General features: G+C 57.5%; 21 protein-coding genes and 1 pseudogene. 14 read left to right on the top strand and 8 right to left on the bottom strand.

The window, feature by feature from the left end:
- Position 1: 1 nt before the first annotated feature.
- From hisS to AC4ANK_RS21915, 7 genes are all read left to right on the top strand, one after another.
- Positions 2-1,291: a histidine--tRNA ligase gene (hisS, locus tag AC4ANK_RS21945; protein WP_002552487.1), complete on the top strand. Its 1,290-nt coding sequence runs from the start codon at positions 2-4 to the stop codon at positions 1,289-1,291.
- 39 nt (positions 1,292-1,330) lie between these two features.
- Positions 1,331-1,972 carry a YfgM family protein gene (locus AC4ANK_RS21940; protein ID WP_002552488.1) on the top strand — a complete coding sequence of 214 codons (642 nt, stop codon included), beginning with the start codon at positions 1,331-1,333 and terminating at the stop codon, positions 1,970-1,972.
- Complete coding sequence (bamB, locus tag AC4ANK_RS21935) at positions 1,965-3,119, top strand: outer membrane protein assembly factor BamB (protein ID WP_003409122.1); 1,155 nt, start codon at positions 1,965-1,967, stop codon at positions 3,117-3,119. Before AC4ANK_RS21940 ends, bamB begins: the two co-directional genes overlap by 8 nt.
- Before the next feature lie 138 nt (positions 3,120-3,257).
- On the top strand, positions 3,258-4,730 hold the full coding sequence (gene der / locus AC4ANK_RS21930; protein ID WP_002552490.1) for a ribosome biogenesis GTPase Der: 1,473 nt from the start codon (positions 3,258-3,260) through the stop codon (positions 4,728-4,730).
- A 110-nt stretch (positions 4,731-4,840) separates the two neighbouring features.
- Positions 4,841-5,989, top strand: coding sequence for a pyridoxal phosphate-dependent aminotransferase (locus tag AC4ANK_RS21925; RefSeq protein WP_002552491.1), 1,149 nt, complete (start codon positions 4,841-4,843; stop codon positions 5,987-5,989).
- A complete protein-coding gene (locus AC4ANK_RS21920; RefSeq protein ID WP_460384487.1) occupies positions 5,977-6,768 on the top strand; it encodes an amidohydrolase in 792 nt (263 codons plus the stop codon). The genes AC4ANK_RS21925 and AC4ANK_RS21920 overlap by 13 nt, the downstream gene beginning before the upstream one ends.
- 60 nt (positions 6,769-6,828) lie before the next feature.
- Positions 6,829-7,263 (top strand): hypothetical protein, encoded by a 435-nt coding sequence (locus AC4ANK_RS21915; RefSeq protein WP_002552493.1) that lies wholly within the window; start codon positions 6,829-6,831, stop codon positions 7,261-7,263.
- 239 nt (positions 7,264-7,502) lie between these two features.
- Here AC4ANK_RS21915 and AC4ANK_RS21910 read toward each other — a convergent pair whose 3' ends face one another.
- The 4 genes from AC4ANK_RS21910 to xseA all read right to left on the bottom strand — a co-directional run bounded on the left by AC4ANK_RS21910 (position 7,503) and on the right by xseA (position 12,981).
- Positions 7,503-8,372: an isocitrate lyase/PEP mutase family protein gene (locus tag AC4ANK_RS21910; protein ID WP_002552494.1), complete on the bottom strand. Its 870-nt coding sequence runs from the start codon at positions 8,370-8,372 to the stop codon at positions 7,503-7,505.
- Positions 8,373-8,729: 357 nt separating this feature from the next.
- Entirely contained in the window at positions 8,730-10,400 is a 1,671-nt protein-coding gene (gene leuA / locus AC4ANK_RS21905; protein ID WP_002552495.1) for a 2-isopropylmalate synthase, read from the bottom strand.
- Positions 10,401-10,769: 369 nt separating this feature from the next.
- Entirely contained in the window at positions 10,770-11,594 is an 825-nt protein-coding gene (locus tag AC4ANK_RS21900; protein ID WP_002552496.1) for a peptidoglycan DD-metalloendopeptidase family protein, read from the bottom strand.
- A 7-nt stretch (positions 11,595-11,601) separates the two neighbouring features.
- A complete protein-coding gene (xseA, locus tag AC4ANK_RS21895; RefSeq protein WP_002552497.1) occupies positions 11,602-12,981 on the bottom strand; it encodes an exodeoxyribonuclease VII large subunit in 1,380 nt (459 codons plus the stop codon).
- Between the two features lie 131 nt (positions 12,982-13,112).
- Here xseA and AC4ANK_RS21890 point away from each other — a divergent pair, with 131 nt between their 5' ends.
- From AC4ANK_RS21890 to AC4ANK_RS21875, 4 genes are all read left to right on the top strand, one after another.
- Positions 13,113-13,661 (top strand): sugar ABC transporter ATPase, encoded by a 549-nt coding sequence (locus tag AC4ANK_RS21890; RefSeq protein ID WP_460384491.1) that lies wholly within the window; start codon positions 13,113-13,115, stop codon positions 13,659-13,661.
- 94 nt (positions 13,662-13,755) lie between these two features.
- Positions 13,756-15,225, top strand: a complete 1,470-nt coding sequence (guaB, locus tag AC4ANK_RS21885; protein WP_002552499.1) for an IMP dehydrogenase — start codon at positions 13,756-13,758, stop codon at positions 15,223-15,225.
- 105 nt (positions 15,226-15,330) lie between these two features.
- Positions 15,331-16,908 (top strand): glutamine-hydrolyzing GMP synthase, encoded by a 1,578-nt coding sequence (gene guaA, locus AC4ANK_RS21880; RefSeq protein ID WP_002552500.1) that lies wholly within the window; start codon positions 15,331-15,333, stop codon positions 16,906-16,908.
- Positions 16,909-17,216: 308 nt separating this feature from the next.
- Positions 17,217-18,437 (top strand): tyrosine-type recombinase/integrase, encoded by a 1,221-nt coding sequence (locus AC4ANK_RS21875; RefSeq protein WP_031597370.1) that lies wholly within the window; start codon positions 17,217-17,219, stop codon positions 18,435-18,437.
- Between the two features lie 18 nt (positions 18,438-18,455).
- Here AC4ANK_RS21875 and AC4ANK_RS21870 read toward each other — a convergent pair whose 3' ends face one another.
- On the bottom strand, positions 18,456-19,316 hold the full coding sequence (locus tag AC4ANK_RS21870) for a hypothetical protein (RefSeq protein ID WP_460384494.1): 861 nt from the start codon (positions 19,314-19,316) through the stop codon (positions 18,456-18,458).
- Between the two features lie 79 nt (positions 19,317-19,395).
- Between AC4ANK_RS21870 and AC4ANK_RS21865 the strand changes: the two genes are divergently transcribed.
- Entirely contained in the window at positions 19,396-19,620 is a 225-nt protein-coding gene (locus AC4ANK_RS21865; RefSeq protein ID WP_031597374.1) for a helix-turn-helix transcriptional regulator, read from the top strand.
- A gap of 910 nt (positions 19,621-20,530) precedes the next feature.
- On the opposite strand, the gene istB is transcribed toward AC4ANK_RS21865, so the two are convergent.
- Entirely contained in the window at positions 20,531-21,286 is a 756-nt protein-coding gene (istB, locus tag AC4ANK_RS21860) for an IS21-like element ISPsy14 family helper ATPase IstB (protein WP_002552598.1), read from the bottom strand.
- A 20-nt stretch (positions 21,287-21,306) separates the two neighbouring features.
- On the bottom strand, positions 21,307-22,821 hold the full coding sequence (istA, locus tag AC4ANK_RS21855; protein WP_054082386.1) for an IS21 family transposase: 1,515 nt from the start codon (positions 22,819-22,821) through the stop codon (positions 21,307-21,309).
- A 190-nt stretch (positions 22,822-23,011) separates the two neighbouring features.
- On the opposite strand from istA, the gene AC4ANK_RS21850 reads away from it, so the two are divergent.
- Entirely contained in the window at positions 23,012-23,635 is a 624-nt protein-coding gene (locus AC4ANK_RS21850) for a helix-turn-helix domain-containing protein (protein WP_230851537.1), read from the top strand.
- Between the two features lie 192 nt (positions 23,636-23,827).
- Here AC4ANK_RS21850 and AC4ANK_RS21845 read toward each other — a convergent pair.
- A pseudogene (locus AC4ANK_RS21845) lies at positions 23,828-25,341 on the bottom strand (TIGR04141 family sporadically distributed protein).
- Between the two features lie 298 nt (positions 25,342-25,639).
- Between AC4ANK_RS21845 and AC4ANK_RS21840 the strand changes: the two are divergent.
- Complete coding sequence (locus AC4ANK_RS21840) at positions 25,640-26,326, top strand: FRG domain-containing protein (protein ID WP_031599092.1); 687 nt, start codon at positions 25,640-25,642, stop codon at positions 26,324-26,326.
- Positions 26,327-26,372: the final 46 nt, after the last annotated feature.

Genomic DNA, 26,372 nt, shown 5'->3' with positions numbered 1-26,372 from the left:
TGTGAGTAAGTCTCTACAAGCCATTCGTGGCATGAACGACATCCTGCCCGAGCAGACGCCGCTGTGGCGCCACTTCGAAGGCACCGTTTCACGTCTGCTGGATAACTACGGTTACCGGCAGATTCGTATGCCTATCGTCGAATTCACCGAGCTGTTCAAGCGCTCCATCGGTGAAGTGACCGATATCGTCGAGAAGGAAATGTACACCTTCGCCGATCGCAACGGCGACTCCCTGACCCTGCGTCCGGAAGGTACTGCTGCCTGTGTGCGTGCGGTCCTGGAGCACGGCATCACCGGTGGCGGTCAGGTTCAGAAACTGTGGTACATCGGGCCGATGTTTCGTCACGAGCGTCCACAGAAAGGCCGTTATCGCCAGTTTCACCAGATTGGTGTCGAGGTCTTCAATCTTGACGGTCCGGACATCGATGCCGAACTGATCGTCATGACCTGGCGCCTGTGGGGCATGCTGGGCATTCGCAATGCGGTCAAGCTTGAACTCAACAGCCTGGGCACCAGCGAAGCGCGTGCGCGTTATCGTGATGCGCTGGTCGAGTTTCTGTCGGCACGTCTTGATCAACTCGACGAAGACAGCCAGCGTCGTCTGAAAACCAATCCGCTGCGCGTGCTGGACACCAAACACCCTGAAACCCAGGCTGTGCTGGTCGATGCTCCAAAGCTGGCAGATTATCTGGATGACGAATCCCGCGTTCACTTCGAAGGCCTGAAGGCCCGTCTGGACGCAGCCGGCATTCCTTATGTCATCAACCCGAAGCTGGTTCGCGGGCTGGATTATTACAGCAAGACCGTTTTCGAGTGGGTTACCGACCAATTGGGTGCTCAGGGTACGGTCTGTGCAGGCGGTCGTTATGACGGTCTGGTCGAGCAGATGGGCGGCAAGCCGACGACCGGCGTTGGTTTCGCGATGGGTATCGAGCGTCTGGTTCTGTTGCTTGAAACCCTCGGGCAGGTCCCGGAAGAAATTGCCCGTCAGGTCGATGTTTACCTGTGCGCCTTTGGCGAAGCAGCTGAGCTGGCTGCGCTGGCTCTCACCGAAAAGGTGCGCGATCAGTTGCCGAGCCTGCGTTTGCAGGTCAACGCCGGTGCCGGCAGCTTCAAAAGCCAGTTCAAGAAAGCCGACAAGAGCGGTGCGCTGTATGCGCTGATTCTCGGTGAAGAAGAACTGGCGGCAAAGGTCATTGGCGTCAAACCCCTGCGCGGTCAGGGTGAACAACAAAATATTGCCTGGGACGCTCTGTCAGAGCACCTGGCCTCCTGCGTTGTGCAGGGTTGAAGCTGATTTAACAGCCGTTTAGCGAATAGGAGTATTGGGGTGTCGGGTACCGAAGATGAAGAGCTGGCGGTAATGAAGGACTGGTGGCAGCGTAACGGCAAACCCCTGTTGACCGGTGGTCTGCTTGCGTTGGTCGTGGTCTTGGGTTGGCAGTTCTGGCACAGGTATCAGGCCAGCCAGTCGCAAGGCGCCTCGATGCTTTATCAGCAATTGCTGGAAACCGCACTGACGCCCAGTGGCCAGGCAGACACCGCACGTGTCGCCGAGATATCCGGCAAACTGAAAAGCGAATTCGGTGGCACTACCTATGCACAGTTCGGTAGCCTGTTCGTCGCCAAGGTGGCGGTCGATGCCGGTAAGCTGGACGATGCTGCAGCCGAGCTGAAAACCGTGGCCGACAAGCCTGCCAATGACACGCTGGGCGAGATTGCCCGTCAGCGTCTGGCTCGCGTGCTGGCTGCGCAGAACAAGACCGATGACGCGCTGAAGCTGCTCGACGGCGATGCCGACAAGGCCTTCCTCGCCAGTCGTGAAGAACTCAAGGGTGACCTGCTGGTACAGCTGGGTCGTACCGACGAGGCATATGCTGCATACCAAAAGGCCAAATCCGCTCTGTCCGAAGACGCAGCAGTGGGTGGCCTGCAAATGAAGCTCGACGATTTGGCGAAAGGGGATGCGTGACGTGATTCGTTGGAAACATGCAGCATTGCTGGCTCTGGCCATTCTGGCCGCGGGTTGCAGCAGCAACAGCAAAAAGGAATTGCCTCCGGCCGAGCTGACCGACTTCAAAGAAGAAGTGGTTCTGCACAAGCAATGGAGCCGTTCCGTCGGCGACGGTCAGGGCAAGACGTACAACATGCTCGTGCCAGCCATCGATGGCGATCGCATCTACGCGGCTGACGTCACTGGCGAAGTCGTATCGCTGGATCGTCTGACCGGTGATGTGATCTGGAAGAAAGATCTCGATCTGCCGGTTTCCGGTGCAGTCGGCGTGGGCTATGGCCTGGTGATGATCGGTACCCTCAAGGGTGAAGTCATTGCCATGGACGCCACCTCCGGTGAGGAAAAGTGGCGCGCTCGCGTGACCAGCGAAGTGCTGGCTCCGCCTGCCACCAACGGTTCTGTGGTAGTGGTTCAGACTCAGGATGACCGTATTGTCGGTTTCGATGCCTCCACAGGTTCCCAGCTCTGGATTTACGAAAGCACCCCAGCGGTGCTGACCCTGCGTGGTACCGGTGCTCCACTTGCAACCAATCGTCTCGCCGTGGCGGGTCTGTCGACCGGTAAGGTCGTCGCGCTGGACATTACCAACGGCGTGCCTGTCTGGGAGCAGCGTGTTGCTATCCCGCAAGGTCGCTCGGAACTGGATCGTGTCGTGGATATCGACGGCGGCCTGTTGCTGTCCGGCGGTACACTGTACGTCGCTACCTATCAGGGTCGCGTCGCCGGTCTGGACCTGGAAAGCGGTCGTGTGCTCTGGCAGCGTGATGCCTCTAGCTACTCGGGCGTTGCCCAGGGCTTTGGCAGCGTTTACGCAACCCTGGCCTCCGGCACTGTTGAAGGTATCGACGAGCGTTCGTCCTCTGCACTGTGGAGCAACGAATCACTGGCTCGCCGCCAGCTCGGCGCGCCGGAAGTGTATTCCAGCTATGTAGCGGTCGGTGACATGGAAGGCTACCTGCACCTGTTGAGCCAGGTGGACGGTCGTTTTGTCGGTCGCGAACGTATCGACAGCGACGGCCTGCGTGCTCGTCCGCTGGTGGTTGGGGACATGATTTACGTGTATGGCAACAGCGGCAAACTGGAAGCCCTGACCATCAAGCAATAAGTGTCCATGCCCGGGGCCGATGGCCCCGGGTGCCTTTGCTTCGGCAAGGCTGCGGTGCCTTTATGGCATCGCCCCGAACTCCGGCCGCTGCCCTGCAGCGGCTTTTGTATTTTCTGAAATAACGAAGTGGAGAGCCGCATGGTTCCCGTAATCGCCCTGGTGGGTCGACCGAACGTCGGCAAGTCCACCATGTTCAACCGCCTGACCAGGACTCGCGACGCCATTGTCGGTGATCTGTCCGGTCTTACCCGTGATCGCCAATACGGAGAGGCGAAGTGGCAAGGGCGCTCCTATATTCTGATCGACACCGGCGGTATTTCCGGTGACGAGCATGGCATGGACGAAAAGATGGCCGAGCAGTCGCTGCTGGCCATTGAAGAAGCCGATGTGGTGCTGTTTCTGGTGGACGCCCGTGCGGGCTACACCGCTGCTGATCAGATGATTGGTGAGCACCTGCGCAAGCGCAACAAGCGTTCCTACGTGGTTGCCAACAAGATCGACAACATCGACGAAAACCTGGCACGTGCCGAGTTCAGCCCGATGGGTCTGGGCGACGCCATTCCGGTGGCTGGTGCCCATGGTCGTGGCATCTCGCAGATGCTCGAAATCGCCCTGCGGGAGTTTCCCAAGGACGAAGACGAGCTGGAAGAGGGCGAGGAGGTCGAGGAAGTTGCCGAAGGTCAGGAAGCCAAGCGCATTCCTGGTCCAAGCGAAAAAGACGGCATCAAGATCGCAATCATCGGGCGTCCCAACGTCGGCAAATCGACGCTGGTCAACCGAATGCTGGGTGAAGACCGGGTTATCGTCTATGACGAGCCAGGCACCACGCGCGACAGTATCTACATTCCCTTCGAGCGTAATGAAGAGAAGTACACGCTGATCGACACTGCCGGTGTGCGCAAGCGCGGCAAGATCCACGAGGAAGTTGAAAAGTTCTCGGTGGTCAAGACGCTGCAGGCCATCAAGGACGCCAACGTGGTGATCTTTGTGATGGACGCCCGCGAAGGTGTGGTCGACCACGACCTGAACCTGCTGGGCTTCGCCCTTGAAGCGGGTCGTGCGCTGGTCATCGCGCTGAACAAGTGGGACGGCATGACGCCGGGCGAACGCGATTTCGTGAAGATCGAGCTGGAGCGCCGGTTGTTCTTCGTCGACTTCGCCGACATCCACTTCATCTCCGCACTGCACGGCACGGGCGTGGGCAACCTGTATCAGTCGGTACAGAACTCGTTCAAGTCTGCGGTAACCCGCTGGCCAACCAGCCGCCTGACCCAGATTCTCGAAGATGCGGTCAGCGAGCATGCGCCACCGATGGTCGGCAGCCGCCGCATCAAGCTGCGCTACGCTCACCTGGGCGGCGCCAACCCGCCGCTGATCGTGATCCACGGTAACCAGGTCGAGAAAGTACCCAAGTCCTACGTTCGTTACCTGGAAAACACTTACCGGCGTGTGCTCAAACTGGTCGGTACGCCGATCCGTATCGAGTTCAAGGGCGGCGAGAACCCGTATGAAGGCAACAAGAACACGCTCACCGACCGTCAGGTCAACAAGAAGCGTCGGATGATGTCGCACCACAAGAAGGCCGACAAGAAGCGCCGCGACAAGCGCTGAGTCAGCATCTGGAAAAAGGCGCTTCGGCGCCTTTTTTTGTGTCCGTTTAATGGGCTATCCTGCCTGACCCCGTGCCGCCCGGTGCCGGGAGATTGCAGGGAAAGGGTTCCATGATCGACAGCAAGTTGCCCAACGTGGGCACCACTATCTTCACCGTCATGTCACAGCTGGCCGCCGAAACCGGAGCTATCAACCTGTCCCAGGGGTTTCCTGATTTTGACGGGCCGCAGGCGCTGCGTGATGCGGTTTGCCGACATATCACTCAAGGCCATAACCAATACTCACCGATGACCGGGCTGCCTGCGCTTCGTCAGCAAGTTGCGGCAAAGATCGCCCGCAGCTATGGGCGTACGGTCAATGCGGACACTGAAATCACTATTACACCGGGTGCCACCCAGGCGATTTTCTGCGCGATCCATAGCGTTATTCGCGCTGGCGACGAAGTGATCATTTTTGACCCTTGCTATGACAGCTACGAGCCCGCTGTCGAGCTGGCCGGTGGGCGCTGCGTCCATGTGCAACTGGGGCTGGATGACTTCTCCATCGACTGGCAAAAGCTCAGCGATGCGTTAAGCCCGCGTACACGCATGATTGTCATCAATAGCCCGCACAACCCGAGCGGTGCCCTGATCAGTCGTGCAGAGCTTGATCGACTGGCTGCGCTGATCGCCGATCGTGATATCTACCTGCTTAGCGATGAAGTTTATGAACACCTGGTCTTCGATGGCGCGCGCCATGTCAGCGTGCTTGATCACGAGGCACTGTATCAGCGCGCCTTCGTCGTCAGCTCGTTCGGCAAGACATATCACGTCACAGGCTGGAAAACCGGTTACGTGGTCGCGCCGCCCGCGCTGACTTCCGAACTGCGCAAGGTGCATCAGTACGTCAGTTTCTGTGGTGTCACGCCATTGCAGTATGCGCTGGCCGATTTCATGGCCGAGCACCCTGAGCATGTCGATGAGCTGCCAGGCTTCTATCAGGCCAAGCGCGACTTTTTCTGTGGTCATCTGGCTGAGTCGCGTTTCAGCTTCCGGCCTGTTGGCGGTACTTATTTCCAGTTGGTCGATTATTCGCAGATACGGCCTGACCTGAATGACGTGGACATGGCGCTGTGGATGACCCGTGAACACGGTGTGGCGAGCATTCCGATTTCTGTGTTCTACCAGAGCCCTCCAGCAGGCCAGCGTCTGATTCGCCTGTGCTTCGCCAAGCAAGAGGACACGTTGCGTCAGGCGGCGGAGAAACTATGCGCGATATAAGCGAACTGCCAAACCTGAACCTTGCGCTGATTCAGACGATTCTGGCATGGCATGATCGGGAGGCCAATCTGGAGCATTTCGAGCACTTGCTGGGCCAGGCGCATGGCGCTGATCTGGTGATCCTGCCTGAAATGTTCACCACCGGGTTCTCGATGGAGTCCGAGGCGCTGGCTGAGCCTGAGGCAGGTCCTACATCGACCTGGCTGTTGGCGCAGGCTAAGCGGATCAATGCGGTGGTGACCGGCAGCGTCATCATTCGCGCTGCCGATGGCACTTATCGCAACCGTCTGCTGTGGGCGCGACCGGAGGGTGAGTTGCTGCATTATGACAAGCGTCACTTGTTTCGTATGGCGGGTGAACACGAACACTACACGCCGGGCGAGCGTCAGGTGATGTTTGAGCTTAATGGGTGGCGTATTCGCCCGCTGATCTGCTACGACCTGCGCTTTCCGGTCTGGAGCCGTGACGCCGAAAGTACCGACCTGTTGCTGTACACCGCCAACTGGCCAGGCGCGCGACGTCTGCACTGGAACCGCCTGCTGCCCGCCAGGGCCATCGAAAACCTGTGCTACGTTGCCGCGGTCAATCGGGTAGGGTCGGACGGGAAGGGCTTTGCGTACACCGGTGACAGTCAGGTTCTGGATTTTCAAGGCGAGAGCCTGTTGGGGGCAGGCGAAGCGGATGGAGTGTTCAGGGCGACGTTAAGCGCGGCAGACTTACAAGCCTATCGCACACGCTTTCCAGCCGGTCTGGACGCTGACTCTTTTAATATTCAATAAAAATTACTTCAGAATGTTACGAGTCGGCCGATAGCGTGTGCAGGCAACCTGGAGACCGCCATGATTACCATCAATACGTCCACATTGAACAGCTATTCAAGCCCGTTGACCCTAGCGGTTAAATCTACCGACGCAGAGGCAATCAAGTCTGCAACTACCACGACTGAAACAGAGAAGACCTCTGATCAGGCCTCGACCGAAGGCGGTAAGGCCGGAGCGGCCGGTGGTGGGGGCAGCGTTGGCGGCTCCAGCAAATCGGCTCTTAATCAGACGATCGAACAGATAAAGCAGCAGATCAAGGACGCCCAGAAGCAACTGGCTCAACAGCAGGCGCAATTGGCTGCCGCTCAAAGCGGTAATGGCACTGCGGAAGAAAAGGCCCAGAAAGCCATGGCGATTCAGGGTCAGATTGCGTCCACCAGCGCTAACCTGCAGACCTTGCAGGCATCGTTGTTGCAGCTGGAGACTGAAGGTGGCGTGAATACCACTGCCTGATGTCCTGGCACGGATGATGGTCGTGCCGACGCGCCGCGTCGGCATGCGGTGCTTACGTTACGGGTCTGCTCCCGGCTATGTGGTGCGCGCAGATCTGTGACGCAGAGCGTCACGACAGGCGTTCCCACGCTGGAGCGTGCGGAACGATAACCTGACTATCGTGCGACGCTCTGCGTCGGATCTTGAGTGTGCGGCTTGGCGCAGATCTGTGACGCAAAGCGTCACAGCACCCAGAGCCCTTACTCGTTCACATTCATGAACTTGCGTGCCCACTCTACGTAGTCTTCAGGCTGCGTATAGGTGTGGGTCAATTCGGTAGCGCTCATGTTCGACTCGCTGCCCAGAATCTGGCGTTGCTCGCGCAAGCAGTCGTAGGTGGCTTTGATTGCGGCAAAGTACGCAGCGTGGCCATGCACGCAGACTCGCACGCCCATCTCGGCAAGACGCGCATTGTCGTGCAGCTCAGGGTTGCCGTAGGTCACCAGCATCAGCGGTACGGTCACGCCTTCGGATATCTGTGCCAGGTGATCAAAGTCACGAATGCCGACGATGGTAATGCCGTCAGCCCCGGCAGCCTGATACTGCTGAACCCGACTGATGGCTTCCTGAACCGGGATGATCGCCGCGTTGGTTCGAGCGAAAATCGACATCTCCGGGTCGACACGTGCCTCCAGTGCTGCGCGGATCTTGCCAACACCTTCAGCCGTGGAAATCAGGTCAGTGGATTTGCGTCCGAACTGCGCAGGCAGCAGGGTATCTTCAATCGTCAACGCCGAGATGCCGGCGCGTTCCAGTTCAACAACGGTACGCATGACGTTAAGGGCATTGCCATAACCATGGTCTGCGTCCGCGATAACCGGCAGTTGCGCAACGCGGCCGATGCGCGTGGCCTGTTCAACGAACTCGCTCAGGGTGATCAGTGCGAAGTCAGGTGCTGCCAGTACTTGCAGCGATGCGACAGAACCGCCGAGGATGCCTACTTCAAAGCCCAGATCCGCTGCGATTCGCGCTGACATGGGGTCGAATACCGAGGCGGTGTGAAAGCACGAGTTCGACGAGGTAAGCGCACGGAAACTGCGGCGCAAATCTTGATGGGAAGCCTTGGGCATAATCGCTCCAAATGTGATTGGATCAGCTCAGCGTACCGAGGCCGATAGTAATTTCAATGCACGGTGGGTCTGCCCGAGCATTCTTTTCGTCCGGAAATCAATGCAATAGTCGTCTTGGTTTTATAGGAAAGATGTAGCTGGCAGGTAAGTCCGGATGGGCATCGTCAGCATATGAATTGCTGTTGGATGTTGGCCCGTCCTGGAATAAAGGCAGCATGCTACCACAGCATAAATGAAAAAGATTATGCCGAAACAGGCAGGGTCATGCGTGGAATGCAAGAGGCTGGCGAGGAGGGGAGTCGCGCGCTCGGTTTGGGTGAGGATGGCGAACTGGCGTCCGCCATCCTGCCTGTAGACTCAGGCGGCCTTGGCTTGTGTCTGGCTCAACGAGCGGTTCAGTGCGCTGAACAGTGCCCGGAAGCTGGCGGTGGTAATGTTTTCATCAATACCCACGCCATGCACGGCACGCTCGCCATTCACGCGCAGTTCGATGTAGGCAGCGGCTTTGGCCGTGGTGCCCGAGCCAATGGCGTGCTCGTTGTAGTCCATGATCTCCACGGCAACTGGCAGACCGGCGACCAGCGCTTCCAGAGCGCCTTTGCCCTTGCCGCGCCAATGCTGGGTTTCACCGTCCACATGCACTTCGGCATCGACCGCACTGTTGCCGTTCTCCTCCTGCAACTTGTGGCTGATCAGCGCGTAAGGTGTGTTGGCTTGCAGGTATTCACGGCGCAACAGCGAATGAATCTGCTGAGCGGACATCTCCAGGCCCAGACGATCGGTTTCACCCTGAACTACCTGGCTGAACTCGATCTGCATACGGCGCGGCAGGGAAATGCCATATTCCTGCTCCAGCAGGTAAGTGATGCCACCTTTGCCTGACTGGCTGTTGACGCGAATCACCGCCTCGTAGCTACGGCCAATGTCGGCGGGGTCAATCGGCAGGTAAGGCACTTCCCACAGCTCGCCGTCCTTCTGCTGGGTGAAGCCCTTGCGGATGGCGTCCTGGTGCGAACCGGAGAACGCGGTGTGTACCAGGTCGCCAACGTACGGGTGACGTGGATGAACCGGAATCTGGTTGCACTCTTCGACGACCTTACGCACACCGTCGATATCCGAGAAGTCCAGCTCCGGGTCGATGCCCTGGGTGTAGAGGTTCAATGCAACGGTGACCAGATCGACGTTGCCGGTCCGCTCGCCGTTACCGAACAGGCAGCCTTCGACGCGATCCGCACCGGCCATCAGGCCCAGCTCGGTAGCAGCGACGCCTGTACCACGGTCGTTATGGGTGTGCAGGCTGATCAGCACGCTGTCGCGGCGGGTGATGTTGCGGCCGAACCATTCGATCTGGTCAGCGTAAATGTTGGGTGTCGCCACTTCCACGGTGGCCGGGAGGTTGAGGATCACCTTGTTCTCGGGCGTCGGGTTCCACACCTCGATCACCGCATCGCAGACTTCCTTGGCGAATTCCAGCTCGGTCGCACTGAAGGTTTCCGGCGAGTACTCGAAGGTCCACTGGGTTTCAGGCTGTTGTGCTGCATATTTGACGAAAAGCTTGGCCGCGTTGACCGCGATCTCTTTCACCCCGGCCTTGTCCTGATTGAAGACGATGCGGCGGAACGACGGGCTGGTCGCGTTATACAGGTGGACGATGGCTTTCTTCGCGCCACGCAGCGATTCGAACGTGCGAGCGATCAGGTCTTCGCGAGCCTGGGTCAGCACCTGAATGGTGGTGTCATCCGGGATATGGCCGTCTTCGATCAGGGTACGCACGAAATCGAAGTCAGTCTGCGAAGCTGATGGAAAGGATGCCTCGATTTCCTTGACGCCAACGCTGACCAGGATTTTCCAGAAGCGCAGTTTCTTGGCCGCGTCCATTGGTTCGATCAACGACTGGTTGCCGTCGCGCAGGTCGGAGCTGCACCAGATCGGCGCTGCATCGATGGTCTTCGAAGGCCAGGTGCGGTCAGGCAGATCGATGGTCGGGAATGCGCGGTACTTCTTCGATGGGTCTTTGAGCATGGTCATCAGGAAATCCTTTTGTATTCACGGGGCCGGGTTAGGGTCGGCCTTCCGTTCTAAAAAGCACAGGGGTTGCGAACACAGGGGCGAGGCACAGCAATCTAGCCTGGCAGTCGGGCGCTGACCAGGCTGAGGCACCGATGTTGGCGCAACAGAATAAGGGTTTGAGAGGTTTTCATGAGCCCAACCGTAACCATTGGAATGAATGATGGCAAGCACTTGAAAAAGATTAGGATAAATTCTCGAAAATACGCCGTTATCGATTTTTTATAGCGGGTTATGAGCTTTTATTTGCTGGTTATTGTTGGTCGAAAGCGATGTGCGCAAAGAACGACTGTCGTTGGCAAGCGCCTTAGCGCTTGCTGACGAAAAGTGTTACGGCTGAAACGCGCCGATGAAGATTGCCGGGTCCACGCGCGCATCGTTGAGGCTGACGTTCCAGTGCATGTGCGGGCCGGTTGCGCGACCTGTAGCACCGACCTTGCCGACCACGCCGCCACGAGGGACCAGATCACCGACTTTCACATCGATTTTCGACATGTGGCAAAACATGCTGATGAAGCCTTGGCCGTGGTCAACGAATACAGTGTTGCCATTGAAAAAGTAATTACCGGTCAGGATGACCTTGCCCGCAGCCGGAGATTTGATCGGCGTGCCTGCCGGTACAGCGAAATCCAGTCCTGAGTGCGGGTTGCGCTCCTCGCCGTTGAAGAATCTACGTACGCCGAACCTGCTCGATAGCGGTCCGTTGACTGGCTTGTCCAGAATCAGGTTGCTCGGCGTTCCGGGGCTGAAGCTGCGGTAGGCGCGTAGCTGTTCAGCCAGTTCGCCCTCGATACGCTTGTTGTCTTCAGGGTTTGGGTTCACCTGACGTTTGTTTTTGAGCGTGATGTGCTGTTCCGGGTATTTCTTGCTGCCGACAGTGAAGTTCAGCGTGCGCCCGCCCGAGGTCACTTGTTGAGTGCCGGGTTTGACCGTTAACGGGATGCCGACGATGGCCAGCCATCGCGTGCCCTGTGCCTTGACCACCAGCACCGGTTTGCCTTGATAGGTGGCGGTCGGAGCCTGAGCGCCAGTGCCCAGATCGACAACCGCCACGCCGCCTGGCACCGGTTTGTCGAGTGCGCGGGTAATAAAGCTGTCAGCGTGAGCGGGAAGACAGAGCAGCAGGGCGAACAGCGGGGCAATAAAACGTAGCATCAGGCAGTCAGTCCAGAAGGGAGAGGGTCACGGGTGTGAGGTGATTGTCTTCAACGCGCACTTGCAGTTCGCCTTCGCCGAGCCTGGCGGTAAGCCGTTGGCCCGTTTGCGTCTGTGCCGCGCTGCGGATCGCGTGGCCGCGCTCGTCGAGCAGGATGCTGTAACCGCGTCCCAGTGTGGCGAGCGGGCTGACCACGTTGAGGGTCTGCACCTGACTTTGCAGTTGCAGCTTGCGTGCCTTGATCTGTTCACGAATGGCTCGCGGCAGACGCTCGGCCAAGGCATCCAGACGCTGACGCAGAAAACCCAGGGTTCGGCCCGGATGCTGTGCAGCTAGACGGCTCTGCATATGGGCGAGACGCACCTGACGTTGGTGCATGTTCTGTTCGAAAGCGCGGCGCAGGCGCATGTCCAGGTCGTCCAGCCGTTGCGACTGCTGACGCAAGCGCTCGCCAGGATGACGCAGACGCCGCGAAATGCCCTCAAGACGCAAGCGCTCGCGCATCAGTCGATCCTGCATACGGCTCACCAGTCGGCGGTGCAGGCTGTCGACGCGTCGATGCAGGTCACTGGAGTCCGGAGCGAGCAGTTCGGCGGCAGCGGAGGGCGTCGGCGCTCGTACGTCGGCCACGAAATCGCTGATGGAAACATCGGTTTCATGTCCAACAGCACTGACAATCGGCGTCACGCACGCGTCGATGGCGCGGGCGACAGCTTCTTCGTTGAAGCACCACAGGTCCTCCAGCGATCCACCACCACGGGCGAGTATCAGTGCATCGAAGCCTCTGCTGTCGGCCAGTTTCAGTGCGCGGACAATCTGGTTGATCGCCTCACGCCCCTGAACGGCGGTGGGGATCAATGTCAGTTCGACCCTCGGTGCGCGGCGGCGGAACACACTAATGATGTCGCGGATTACCGCGCCGGTCGGTGAGCTGATGATGCCGATACGTTGCGGATGCAACGGCAAGGCAACCTTGCGCTCGGCGCTGAACAGGCCTTCGTCGCTGAGCTTGGCTTTCAACGCATCGAATGCCAGGCGCAACGCACCATCACCGGCAGGTTCCACCGTGTCGAGAATCAGCTGGTAGTCGCCACGGCCTTCAAACAGCGACACCTTGCCGCGCACCTTGACCTGCAAGCCGTCCTTGAGCGCCTGACGCACACGCGCCGCGCTCTGCCGGAACAGTGCGCAACGCACTTGCGCGCCAGAGTCCTTCAGCGTGAAGTACACATGGCCAGACGCCGGGCGAGAGAGGTTGGATATCTCGCCTTCGACCCAGATACTGCTGAACACGTCCTCCAGCAACACCCGCGCACGGCCGTTGAGCTGGCTGACAGTAAGGACTTCCCGGTCGAGGCCGAGTCTTGCGAAAGGGTCTTTGATCATGTCGGGCATCATAATGGCAATGCCGGTCTGGCGCACGGGTCCGTAGCGCCACTTCGATCATGATTTCACCTTGACCAGAATCATCAGCCTATTAAGCTGCGGCCTCGAACAGCTTTAAGCGACGCTCCGTTATGAACACCCAAAGCATTATCGTCCCGCAAATTTCCACTTTTCCCGGGCACGAGGCCAGGGCGCGGCTGATTCTGCGCTGGCTGGTCAAGCTCGATGTAGTCGAGCCGGAGCTGACGACATGCGGGCGCACCTATAACAAGATGGCCTACGCCGTGGCACCCGGAGCGAGAAGGGTAGTAAAGCACTCCGATGCCTTGCCTTTCGGGCAAACAGTCAATGGTCTGGAAATCGTCACCAAGCGCTGCATCTATACCCCGCTGAACGACTTTGCCGAAGAGGCCGGTTGCCCGAAGTGTCGTCGCGAAGTGGGGGAGGCGCTGTTCGACAGCCTGGAAGACTGGATGCCCGGTCACACCGATAATTTTACCTGCCCCGAATGCCGCCACGAAGATGACATCAACGGCTTTCTTTTTCTCGACGCCTGCGGGTTTTCCAACCTCGGTTTCATCTTCAATAACTGGCTGGATGCGTCGTTCACGCAGACCTTTCTGGATGACTTCGCCGAACGTCTGGATCGCCCGGTCTCCTGCGTTAATGTGCGTCTATAAACAGCTTTGATAATAGGCTGAGGTTTACATTGAGCCGGGCGGGGTCTGTGGGTATAATGGCGCGCTTCCAATTTCCCGCCCGGGAGCCCCCGCGATGCTGCGTATCAGTCAAGAAGCCCTTACATTCGACGACATTCTCCTTGTGCCCGGTTATTCCGAGGTACTTCCCAACGAAGTCAGTCTGAAAACCCGTTTGACCCGTGGCATCGAGCTGAATATACCTTTGGTCTCTGCTGCAATGGATACAGTCACCGAGGCCCGTCTGGCAATTGCCATGGCCCAGGAAGGCGGTATCGGTATCATCCACAAGAACATGACCATCGAGCAGCAAGCAGCCGAAGTGCGCAAGGTCAAGAAGTTCGAGGCTGGTGTCGTCAAGGACCCGATCACGATCGAAGCCGATGCCACTGTTCGTGATCTGTTCGAACTTACCCGCATGCACAACATTTCCGGCGTACCGGTGCTGCACAATGGCGACCTGGTCGGCATCGTGACGTCCCGCGACGTACGCTTCGAAAACCGTCTTGATGTCCCTGTCCGCGAAGTGATGACGCCTAAAGAGCGTCTGGTCACCGTGCGTGAAGGTGCCGACAAGAACGAAGTGCGTGAGCTGCTGCACAAACACCGTCTGGAAAAAGTCCTGATCGTGGATGCCCACTTCGCGCTCAAGGGCATGATGACCGTCAAGGACATCGAAAAAGCCAAGGCTTATCCGCTGGCCAGCAAGGACGATCAGGCTCGCCTGCGCGTCGGCGCTGCTGTCGGTACCGGCAAGGACACCGGCGAGCGCGTCACTGCGCTGGTCGCTGCCGGCGTTGACGTTGTTGTGGTCGACACCGCTCACGGCCATTCCAAAGGCGTGATCGACCGCGTTCGCTGGGTCAAGGAAAACTTCCCTCAGGTGCAGGTCATCGGCGGCAACATCGCCACTGGCGAAGCTGCGAAGGCTCTGGTTGCTGCAGGCGCCGATGCAGTCAAGGTCGGTATCGGCCCAGGCTCCATCTGCACCACGCGCATCGTTGCCGGTGTCGGCGTGCCGCAGATCAGCGCCATCGCCAATGTTTCCGCAGCCCTTGAAGGCACAGGCGTGCCGATGATCGCCGATGGCGGCATCCGCTTCTCCGGTGACCTGTCCAAGGCCATCGTGGCCGGTGCCTCCTGCGTGATGATGGGTTCGATGTTCGCCGGTACTGAAGAAGCACCAGGCGAGATCGAACTGTTCCAGGGCCGTTCCTACAAGGCCTATCGCGGCATGGGTTCGCTGGGTGCGATGTCCCAGGCGCAAGGCTCGTCCGATCGCTATTTCCAGGACTCGTCCGCAGGTGCCGAGAAACTGGTGCCGGAAGGTATCGAAGGCCGTGTGGCCTACAAAGGTCCGTTGTCGGCCATCATCCATCAGTTGATGGGCGGTCTGCGTTCCTCCATGGGTTACACCGGCAGTGCCGACATCGAGCAGATGCGCACCAAGCCCGAGTTCGTTCGCATTACCGGCGCAGGCATGGCTGAATCCCACGTCCATGATGTGCAGATCACCAAGGAAGCGCCGAACTATCGCGTTGGTTGATCCGGACTGCATCGTGGTGTGCGCCGCGATGCAGGCCAACACTTTTTATAGCCGGGGCTGTTGACGCAGCCCCGTGTCGTTTCTGTTTTTTGACGAGAATGAGTCATGGCCCTCGACATTCACGCCCACCGTATCCTGATCCTCGACTTCGGTTCCCAGTACACCCAGCTGATCGCCCGCCGCGTGCGTGAAATCGGCGTGTATTGCGAGCTGCATCCGTTTGACATGGACGACGAAGCGATTCGCGAATTCGCTCCAAAAGGCGTGATCCTCGCCGGCGGCCCCGAGTCCGTACACGAAGCCAACAGCCCACGCTGCCCGCAAGCAGTATTTGACCTGGGTGTGCCGGTGTTCGGTATCTGCTACGGCATGCAGACCATGGCCGAGCAGTTGGGCGGCAAGGTTGCCGGTTCCGAGCTGCGCGAGTTCGGCTACGCTCGCGTTGACGTAGTCGGCAAAAGCCGTCTGCTCGATGGTATCGAAGACCATATCGACGCCGACGGCCTGTTTGGCCTCGACGTATGGATGAGTCACGGTGACAAGGTCACCAAACTGCCGGAAGACTTCCACATTCTGGCCAGTACCCCGAGCTGCCCGATTGCCGGTATGGCTGACGACGCTCGCGGTTACTACGGCGTGCAGTTCCACCCGGAAGTGACCCACACCAAGCAGGGCGGTCGCATCCTGTCGCGCTTCATCCTCGACATCTGCGGCTGTGAAGCGCTGTGGACCCCGTCGAAGATTGCTGAAGACGCTATCGCTCAGGTTCGCGCCCAGGTAGGCACCGACAACGTCCTGCTGGGCCTGTCCGGCGGCGTTGACTCGTCTGTCGTTGCCGCGTTGCTGCACAAGGCCATCGGCGATCAACTGACCTGCGTATTCGTCGACAACGGCCTGCTGCGTCTGCATGAAGGCGAGCAAGTGATGGCCATGTTCGCCGAGAACATGGGCGTCAAGGTGATCCGCGCCAACGCCGAAGAGCGGTTCCTGAACAACCTGGAAGGCGAGAGCGATCCAGAGAAGAAGCGCAAGATCATCGGCCGCACCTTCATCGACGTGTTCGATGCCGAGTCCTGCAAGCTGGACAACATCAAGTACCTGGCGCAAGGCACCATCTACCCGGACGTGATCGAGTCGGCTGGCGCGAAAAGCGGCAAGGCCCACGTCATCAAGTCGCACCACAACGTGGGCGGCCTGCCGGAAGAAATGAACCTCAAGCTGGTCGAGCCACTGCGCGAGCTGTTCAAGGACGAAGTCCGCCGCCTGGGCCTCGAACTCGGCCTGCCGTACGACATGGTCTACCGCCACCCATTCCCAGGCCCAGGCCTGGGCGTGCGCATCCTCGGCGAAGTGAAGAAGGAATACGCCGACCTCCTGCGTCGTGCCGACCACATCTTCATCGAAGAACTGCGCAAGGCCGACTGGTATCACAAAGTCAGCCAGGCGTTCGTGGTGTTCCAGCCGGTTAAATCGGTTGGCGTGGTCGGCGACGGCCGCCGCTACGCCTGGGTCGTCGCGCTGCGCGCTGTCGAAACCATCGACTTCATGACCGCTCGTTGGGCGCACCTGCCTTATGAGCTGCTGGAGACGGTGAGTGGCCGGATCATCAATGAGATCGAAGGGATCTCGCGGGTGACTTATGACGTGTCGAGCAAGCCGCCGGCTACTATTGAGTGGGAATGATTGGACGTCCGGCATTGTCCGGCACCAACTAGCAAGAAATGCTCTGGAGCCCGCGTAATTGCGGGCTTTTGGCTTTTTGGGTCTGGCAAGTTCTGGCAGCTTTGTGCATCGCCAAGCACCGTGTTTGTATGGCATGGTACGGGGCATTGACTGAACCAAATGCCATGTTCGGTGCTCGATACCATGTCGCCCTAGTAGGGCAGGGCATGGTATCAAATCTCATCATCAGCCCGGTTTCATTGGGTTTTATCGTGGTGCATGAGTGCTTTTCTGAGCATGGTATTTTTTCAATGGAATCCGTAACTGCCATGCTGACCGATACCAAGCTGCGTAACCTCAAACCGCAAGAAAAACTCTACAAGGTGAACGACCGTGACGGGCTGTACGTGGCCGTCACTGCTGCCGGTTCCATCTCCTTTCGTTACAACTACTCAATCAATGGCCGTCAGGAGACCATCACGTTCGGTCGTTATGGCGTGGGTGGCATCACACTTGCGGAAGCCAGAGAGCGCTTGGGCGAGGCTAAAAAAATGGTTTCGGCGGGTAAGTCACCTGCCAAAGAGAAAGCCCGTGCCAAGGCACGCATCAAAGGGGCAGAGACGTTTGATGCGTGGGCGGAGAAATGGCTGCGTGGGTATCAGATGGCTGACTCGACGCGTGACATGCGCCGATCGGTTTACGAGCGCGAGCTAAAGCCGCACTTCGGTAATCAGAAACTGGTGGAAATCAATCATGAGGATCTGCGTACCCTGACAGATGCAATTGTGGAGCGTGGAGCTCCAGCCACGGCCGTGCACTCCCGCGAGATTGTGATGCAGGTGTTCCGATGGGCGATAGAGCGTGGCCAGAAGGTTGAGAATCCGGCCGATCTGGTGCGTCCTGCAAGCATCGCTAAATTCGAGCCACGCGATCGCGCTCTAGGGCCTGACGAAATCGCGTTGATGTATCAGTACCTGGACCGCATCGGCACTGCCTCATCCGTGAGAGTCGCCGCTAAGCTGCTGTTACTGACCATGGTTCGCAAAAGTGAATTGACCAACGCTACCTGGAACGAAATCAATTTCAGCGAAGCCCTGTGGACTATTCCGAAAGAGCGGATGAAGCGGCGCAATCCCCATTTGGTGTTCTTATCTCAGCAGGCGCTGGATTTCTTCATTGCTCTGAAGACGTTTGCCGGTGGTTCGGATTATGTCTTTCCCTCTCGGTACGATTCTGATTTGCCGATGAGTACCGCGACGATCAATCAGGTGCTGACGCTGACCTACCGGCTTGCGCAGAAAGAAGGGCAGCCGTTGAGCAAGTTCGGACCGCATGATTTGAGGCGCACAGCGAGCACGCTGCTGCATGAGGCGGGTTACAACTCAGATTGGATTGAGAAGTGCCTTGCGCACGAGCAGAAGGGCGTACGGGCCGTTTACAACAAGGCTGAATACCGCGATCAGCGTCGGGCGATGTTGCAGGATTGGGCGGATATGATTGACGAGTGGACGCTCAAACGACCACGTCCAAGCAATGGCGGAAAAAAATGAAACTAGAGCTTTGAGCTTTTATGATGATGCCTGCTTTCCAGACCGTCGCTTGATGGCCGCAGAAACAGCTTGGCGTGATACGCCAAGCTGCCGGGCGATTTCAGCCTGACTTGTAATTCCTTGCATCAACAGATCATCTATCGTGCTAGTTGGTGACTTCAGTGCTTGGAGAAGGCGGTATGCCTCTTTTCTGACCTCGGCATGGGTCTCGATATCCCAGCTTGGAAGGAAAGCAGCTTCTTGAGACCAGATTTTTGCAATCAAATCCTCATAATCCAGCACGAACCTCCTATCGCGTTGGTAAGCGCGGCGTGCCTCATCGCTACGTCGCGGATTGTGGGCCTCACAATAGAGTTTGCTCGGTTTAGCTGACCCCTCTGGTTGGCCGGGTAGGGCCGCAGGCCTTAGTAATTCACCGTGTTGCGCCCAAGTAGAAACGAGCATTCGGCGCTCCACGTGCTCACGAAATGCTGTTATCGAAAAGTCCCCGCGTAATTCCTGAATGTCACAGTACTTCGACAACATTCGAGGGGGCTCATACCTGCCGAACTCCCCATTCAATGCCCGTTCGTATCGATCCACCAAGGCATCGGCTTTTTTCTGAGCTTCGGTGCGAACAGACTCCGTTAATGGAACTGCTTTGATATTCCCGCGCTTTAGGCGCTTGAAGACTTTCGGCGCCGCGATGCTGATCACATATTCGGTGGAGCGCCAACATAGCTCGCAGAAGCACCACTCGTATCGGTTACTCAACTTGGCCCGGATGCGATCCGACGATGTGTCGCTCTCTCTAACCAGCATTTGCAAAAGCGGGTCGTAGGTGCTCGACGTTTTTAAGTGTTTTCCCATCCTCCGATGATAGCTCTGATTGACAACCAAATTCTAACTTTTTTGCGCCCTGGTTCTGGCGCTCGAAGGCATTGTCAAGCATCTGACAACTTCGAAGGAAAGCGACCCCATGGAGACCAAACCAAAGAGCAAGACACTCATCAACCGTAAGAAATTGCATGCGATGATCCCGCTAGCAGAGCGCACGATCTACAACATGGAGCAGCGGGGCGAATTCCCGCGCCGTATTGCGTTAACCAGTCGAAATGTCGCTTGGGATTTGGCTGAAGTCGAAGAATGGATTGATGCGTGCAAGGCTTCTGGCCCAGCTCCCAGACCCGGAATTGGAGCCTGAATAGTGTGGGTCGGGCCCGACTCAGGGCCCATGCCGCAGCCGCATGTGCGAACTTCCCGCGCTCAACTTCAACGTTCACAGCTTGCGCTGTTCAGCTCTCAGGACGAGGCGCAGATGTACCATGACAGCAACAGGAGCGGGTTCTTCTCGCTACTGGTTGACGTTCGTGGCGAAAAGCGTCAATCGTCCCACCGGCTCGCGGATATGCCCACCATACTCAATCTGGTGGACAACACTCGCGATACTTGGATGTCTCAGGCCGAATTCATCCGCCCCAATCGCCGGGTAGTGAACCTCGCTCGCCTGGGGTTGTTGTTCACCGATCTTGATACCTACCGCATACCCGCGCTGGCAGGCCGCACGCCTGACCAACTGGCGGCATCGGTGCTCTATTTCTGCGCGGAAGATGGTCTACCTGCACCGTCTGTGCTGATCTACAGCGGCCGGGGCATCCAAGCGAAATGGCTACTCGATGGCACTATCCCGCGTCACGCTTTGCCACGCTGGAATGCGTGCCAGCGCTACCTAGTGGATCGCCTCGCACATGTCGGTGCCGATCCGATGGCCAAAGATGCAAGCCGCGTTCTACGGACCATCGAGACAGTCAACAGCAAGAGCGGTGAAGTCTGCCGCGTTGTTCACGTCACGAACGACACCGACGGGCAGCCCGTCCGCTATAACTTCGAGTATCTAGCTGATGTCCTGCTACCAACCGCTCGCTGGACAATCGAGCAGCAACGGCAGGAGCAGACAGAGCGGGCCAAGCGCAAATCCAGGCGTTTCCTTTTGGTGCCCGGTGGCAAGACTGCGAATTCCACGTCATCCGGACACTCAGCCCACCAACATCCGGACACTCGTTCCACGCTTATCCGGACAGGCAGTCGGAGCGCAGCGACGCAGGTTTGCATTGTTAGTCTGAAGCCCCTGCCGCCGTCAATTTCGTTGCGCGCCTGCGCATCGATTCACCCTTCAGTTCAATTCGATAAGCGTTATGCACCAGCCGGTCGAGGATCGCATCGCCCAAGGTCGGATCGCCGATCAACGCATGCCATTTGTCCACTGGCATTTGGCTGGTCACCAGCGTCGAGCGGTTGCCGTAGCGGTCGTCCAGCAGCTCAAGCATGTCGCGCCGTTGCGCGGCGGTAAACGGTGCCAGGCCCCAGTCGTCCAGGATCAGCAGGTCAGTCTTGGCGTAGCCGGCCATCAATTTGGCGAAGCGGCCATCGCCGTGGGCCAGGCCTAGTTCTTCCATCAAGCGCGGCAGACGCAGATAGCGCACGCTGTAACCGTCGCGGCAGGCTTTGTGAGCCAGCGCGCAGGCAAGCCAGGTTTTACCTACGCCCGTCGGCCCGCCGATGATCAGGTTCAGGCCATCGCGCAGCCATTGGCCGCTGCCCAGTTGCAGGATCAAGGCCTTATCCAGGCCACGCGGGCTGCGGTAGTCGATGTCTTCCAGGCAGGCGTTGTGGCGCAACCGCGCGGCTTTGAGGCGGGTGGTCAGGCGGGCGTCTTCGCGCTCGGTCAGCTCGCGATCGACCATCAGACCGAAGCGTTCGTCGAAGCTCAGATCATTGATATCAGGCGTTGCGTGTTGTTCGCCCAGCGACTTGATCATGCCGTGCAGGCGCAAGGTTTGTAGCTTGTCGAGCGTTGGATTCGGTAGCATTTCGAAGCTCCTTTCTCAGGTCAGTGGTAGTAGCCCGGGCCACGCAGGTTGATGTGCTCGTCAGGCAGCAGCGGCAGGTTTTGCTGGGCCAGCGGCAGGCGCTCCAGCCCTTGGCGCAGGATCGACTCGAGGCTTTTGTAGCTGCATGCGCCCAGTGCCAGCGCCCGCTGGCACGCGGCTTCCAGCCGCGCTTCGCCGTGCTGTTTGCTCAGGCGCAGGATGCCCAGGCAGGCGCGGAAGCCGTGTTGCGGATGGATTCGGCGTTCGAGGATGTAGGTGATGACGCCGGCGGTGTTAGGCCCGGTCTGCTCTGCCCAGCGGATCAGCCGTTGCGGTGTCCATTCGGCGTGCTCGCGGTGGCTCTTGGGCATGTGCTCGGTTTGGGTGGTGTGGCGGCCTTTGTGCTGCGAGCGAAGGTGGCTGGCCACGCGCTGGTTGGCGTGGAAGCACTCGACGGTCTGGGCCGTGAGCCGCACTTCGACTTGGTGCTTCACCAGCTGGTACGGCACCGAGTAAAAGTGGCCATCGACCTCAACGTGATAGTCGATATGGACGCGTACCTTTTTCCATTCGGCATAGACGTACGGGTGTTCCGGCAGGCCTTCCAGGGCCGGTTGGTCGATGGCCTCGAAGGCTGACCGGCGTGAGCCGGGCAGCTTTTTGAAGGGCTTGTGGTTGAGGCGATCCAGCAGTAGCGCGATGGCTGTGTTGAGTTCGCCAAGCGAGAAGAACTGGCGGTTGCGCAGCACCGCCAGGATCCAGCGTTCGACCACTTGCACGCCGACTTCGACCTTGGCTTTGTCCTTGGGCTTGCGCGAGCGAGCAGGCAAGACGGCGACGCCGTAATGCTCGGCCAGATCGCGGTAGCTGGGGTTGATATCCGGCTCGTAACGGTGCGCTTTAGTCACGCCACTGCGCAGATTATCGGGCACCAGGATCTGCGTTGTGCCGCCGAAAAAAGCAAAGCATCGGACGTGCGAGCCCAGCCAGTCGGGCAGTTTCTGCGACCAGGTGGCCTCGGCAAAGGTGTAGCTGGACGCGCCGAGAACGGCGACGAAGATCTGAGCCTGACGGATCTCGCCGGTTTGTCGGTCGATGACCGGCGCTGTTTGCCCGGCGTAATCGACGAACAGCTTTTCGCCAGCACGATGCTCCTGGCGCATGACCACGTCGACCTTGGCGGTCCAAAGGCGGTAGTGCTCGCAGAACCAGCTGTATTGGAAGCCTTGCGGGTGAGCGAGTCGATATTCCTGCCAGAGCAAGGCCAAAGTGACGCCGGGGCGGCGCAACTCCGCGTGTACCCATGCCCAGTCAGGCATTGGGCGCTGGTCGGTCGGCACTGGCACTGCCGGTGGAAACAGCCGTCGATTCAACTCCGCGTCAGAAATATCGATGGGCCACTGAAGCCCACTGGCGGCGAACCGGCAAAGGTAATCCCCTGCACTCGAATGGCCGATGGATAAGCTGGCGGCGATCTTGCGCACGGACAGGCCAGCGTCGAACTTTAGGCGTAGTACCTCTCGGATTTTACGCATGGATAAACGCTCCACGACGACCTCTTCGCTTCGAAAAAAGAGGTCGATAGTAGTGAATAGTCCTGCGTTGCTGCCTGCCTGAAAGTGTCCGGATGGCCGTGGAATCGGTGTCCAGATGCTTGTGGAATGAGTGTCCGGATCAGCATGGAATCAGTGTCCGGATGTTGGTGGAATGGGTGTCCGGATAGTCGTGGAATCCGCAGGCAAGACTGACAATCTACACGGATTCTCAGGCCGCAAGCTCGCGTGGGACCGCCTCGAAGACCTGCGCAAGCTCGCTGAGCTGCGCGGTGGTGTCAGCGAAGGCAGCCGGATGAAACACCTGTTTTGGCGCTTGAACTTCCTGTTGTTGTCCGGTGCAACCAACAGCAAACAGATGTATCACGAAGCCTCAGCGCTGGCCCGTGAGCTAGATCCGCAATGGAATAGCCGCTCCAAAGAGCTGATGACCTTGTTCAGCAAGGCCAAAGCTTACGAATCCGGCGAGCGGGTCAACTTCGGAGGCAGGGACTATCCATCGCTATACACGCCCAAGAACGATACCCTCATAAACCTGTTTGGAATCACTACGGATGAGCAACGGCAGCTCAAGACGATCATCAGTTCGGAGATGGCCCGAGAGCGTGATAGGAAGCGCCACGAGATCCGTAGGCGCGCCGCCGGAGTCAGAGACCGAGAAACCTACCTCGAAGCGGCTAACGCCAAGTTGGTAAAGGCGCAAGCCCTCAGAGCTGAAGGTTTGAGCGTGCGAGCAATCGCCAAGCAAATGGGCGTATCAGTTATGGCTGTGTCGAGGTACATAAACACCCCATAAAATCAGTGTACCAAGTCCGTCCGTATTACTAATGGCGAAGCCTCCGGGCATTTGGATGGTCGCTTGTTTTCGCTGAGTTAGAGGGCGTCTGGTCATTGGTCTGCACCTGAGCATCAGTACGCATTGCCACTGTTTTAACGCCTGCATCGAATTGACCGGCAAGCTGAACGGAGTTGATCGAGGCAGAATGGGTCAATTACTGATTCTACAAACCTCAACCTGGTAGCCCATTGCACCGAGCCTTTGGGCGAACTGCCGGAAGTTAACCTTTGAGAAAAATGGTACGTGCAAGGTCTCGTTGGGTTGCATGATAGCGAAAACGATTCTGTTGCGCGGTTGTGTGACAGGATTGAAGGAAAACTGGAAACTACCCAATTCCGCCAGATAGCCGTTCACCTGAGTAACAACGTCTGGGGCATTGATAAGGGCTTCAGCGGACACATAGGCCTGGGAAAAACGCTCGACGATGAGTACTTCTTGACGTGGATGATGTGGTGATCCGGCGTCAGCAGGTCACAAAATTCGAATGGGCCGCCAGCGCCCATCAACCTCACTAATTTCTGGTCCAGCAGATAGAAGTTTATGTTATCTGCGATGCGTCTTAGGTAAGCGCCCTCGTGGTCGGTGCCATACGGAGGAAACACCAGGTTGCATGGAACTGCAGCGTCAAAGAAGCGATTCACTTGCTCAGTGTAATCGCGGTCTATCTGGTACCAATCACCCTCGCTGAGCAAATAGATTTTTCCCTCGTGCTCGATCTCCGCCTCAAGGCACGTATACAGAGGCCACGTGGCAATACGGTGCTCATCTGCCCCGTAAAGGTAGATACATTCGGATGCCAGTGCCTGGCGGGAGATACCCCGCAGAAGGTGCTTGGCGAGCAGCGCCTGCCGCAGATCTAGGTCGAATGCGATCGTCGGGCCGTTGCGAGATCGAGCGCTGTGTTTCACATAGCCGAAGCCGCTTATGTCATTGCCAAGTAGCTCGGGTGGCGCCGCACGGACGCGGTCGAACTGCTCTTGATTTATCGCAACCACTAAAAGCCCATCCAGTTGGCCCATGAGTGCGGAGTCGCGTACTGGGACGATGAAGTCCATCCAAGGGTATTTTTCCTTGCAATGCTCGTCTTCGTACGCCGTCAATAGTCGAAGCGCGATTTCCGGGAGGTCTTCGAGGCTTACATCGGAATGCAACGCCAATGAGTCCGAACCGCTAACGTACTCATCCTCATCCTGATCGCTCTGCACGATGCCGGTTAGCGATTTCAAGATCTCCGAGTCGAACTTGAAATCGAACTCCGAAATCGATAGCAGCCTCGATGACTGAGCCTTTGAGCGCAGGGGCGTGCGATCGATATTAGACTTTTCCACGGATTTGATCAGTAGTGGATCAGTCAAACTGAGCGCCGTGCGCAGCCCGAAATAACGCTCAATGGCTAGCTGATTGATCATGTGTCTGGCGTGGCCAAAAGTGAAGCAAAAGACCCTGCCATGGACTGCCAGGACGAGGAGGGCTTTAAGTGATCTGTCGGTAAGATCGAGACCAGCCACTTCTGGGATGGCACTGAATAGCTGCGTCCATTTAGGATGGGAAGGATTTTTCTGGTAGTAAAAGAGGCAATCAGCATCGCCCAACGAAAAAGCGATAGGTCGCAAGTTGACCTCATCGGAAAGAGCGTTTTGGGCGGTTAGCCCGTCTTTGAGCATGAACACGTTGATGGTGATCTTCACATGTCACTCCTTGACCTTTCGCTTTGATGTTAAATTGGCATCTGCCTCTCTTTCCGTCAAGACACGGACGATGTGGGTAGCGTCAGCACTGCTGCTTTTGAAATCTAGAAGTCCGTAGGGACCAGCGTCACCTTTGTCGTACTCTTCACTTGGTGATGTCGCGCTAGCTATTCTAGCTAGGTAGGGACCTACAGGAAGCTCAGAAGCTTTTTACCCGAATGACAAGCTACTCGACGTGGCTTGTCACCCAATCAAAGTTTATTGTCGAGCCATTATGATTATTAATAACTTTATAGAGCTTCATAAAGCTTTTGAAAAATACAAGAATAATAGCGCTTGGATATTCAGGGGGCACGCTGATCCTTCGTGGGAGCTAAAACCTAAGTCTGGGCGTTTACCATATTCAAAATCAAATGAACAAAATATCTTCAAGGCTTGGGTACGTCGCGCAAATGAATTCATAAAAGAGAGACCTGAGAGCGAGTGGGAATGGCTTGCAATTGCTCAGCACCATGGTCTAGCGACTAGGCTGTTGGACTGGAGCTATAATCCTTTGGTAGCTGCATTTTTTGCGGTATCAGAAGGAGCTCCGGATCGAGATGCAAAAATATTCTGCTATAAGTGTCTATGGGAGTTTGATAGCAAAAAAACCAAAAGCCCATTCGATGTTAAAAGTGCGGGGAAATTCAAGCCAACTGGGGTTGTTCCTCGAATAATTAGGCAGGGCGGAGTTTTTACAGTGAGTCCAGACCCTAAAAAAGCCATTGATGAACTAATGCGCGAAAATGAAGAGCTTGAAATAATCACCATATCAAAGGAGTACAGAAAAATGCTCCTTGAAGACCTGAATTTTTATGGGATTAATATTTCTTCGATATATCCGGATCTTGATGGGCTTTCAGCTCATGTGAATTGGATTGTTGAGAACAATATCTACAATCTTGCTCCTGAAAAAACGTAGCTATACGGGTAGGTCGTTTGCTTCGAATATTGGGACTGGCTTTCGC

The sequence above is a fragment of the Pseudomonas sp. Pmew2 genome (assembly GCF_058129885.1).
Note: the sequence above shows the minus strand (reverse complement) of the source record. Positions and strands in the feature narration are given on the sequence as shown.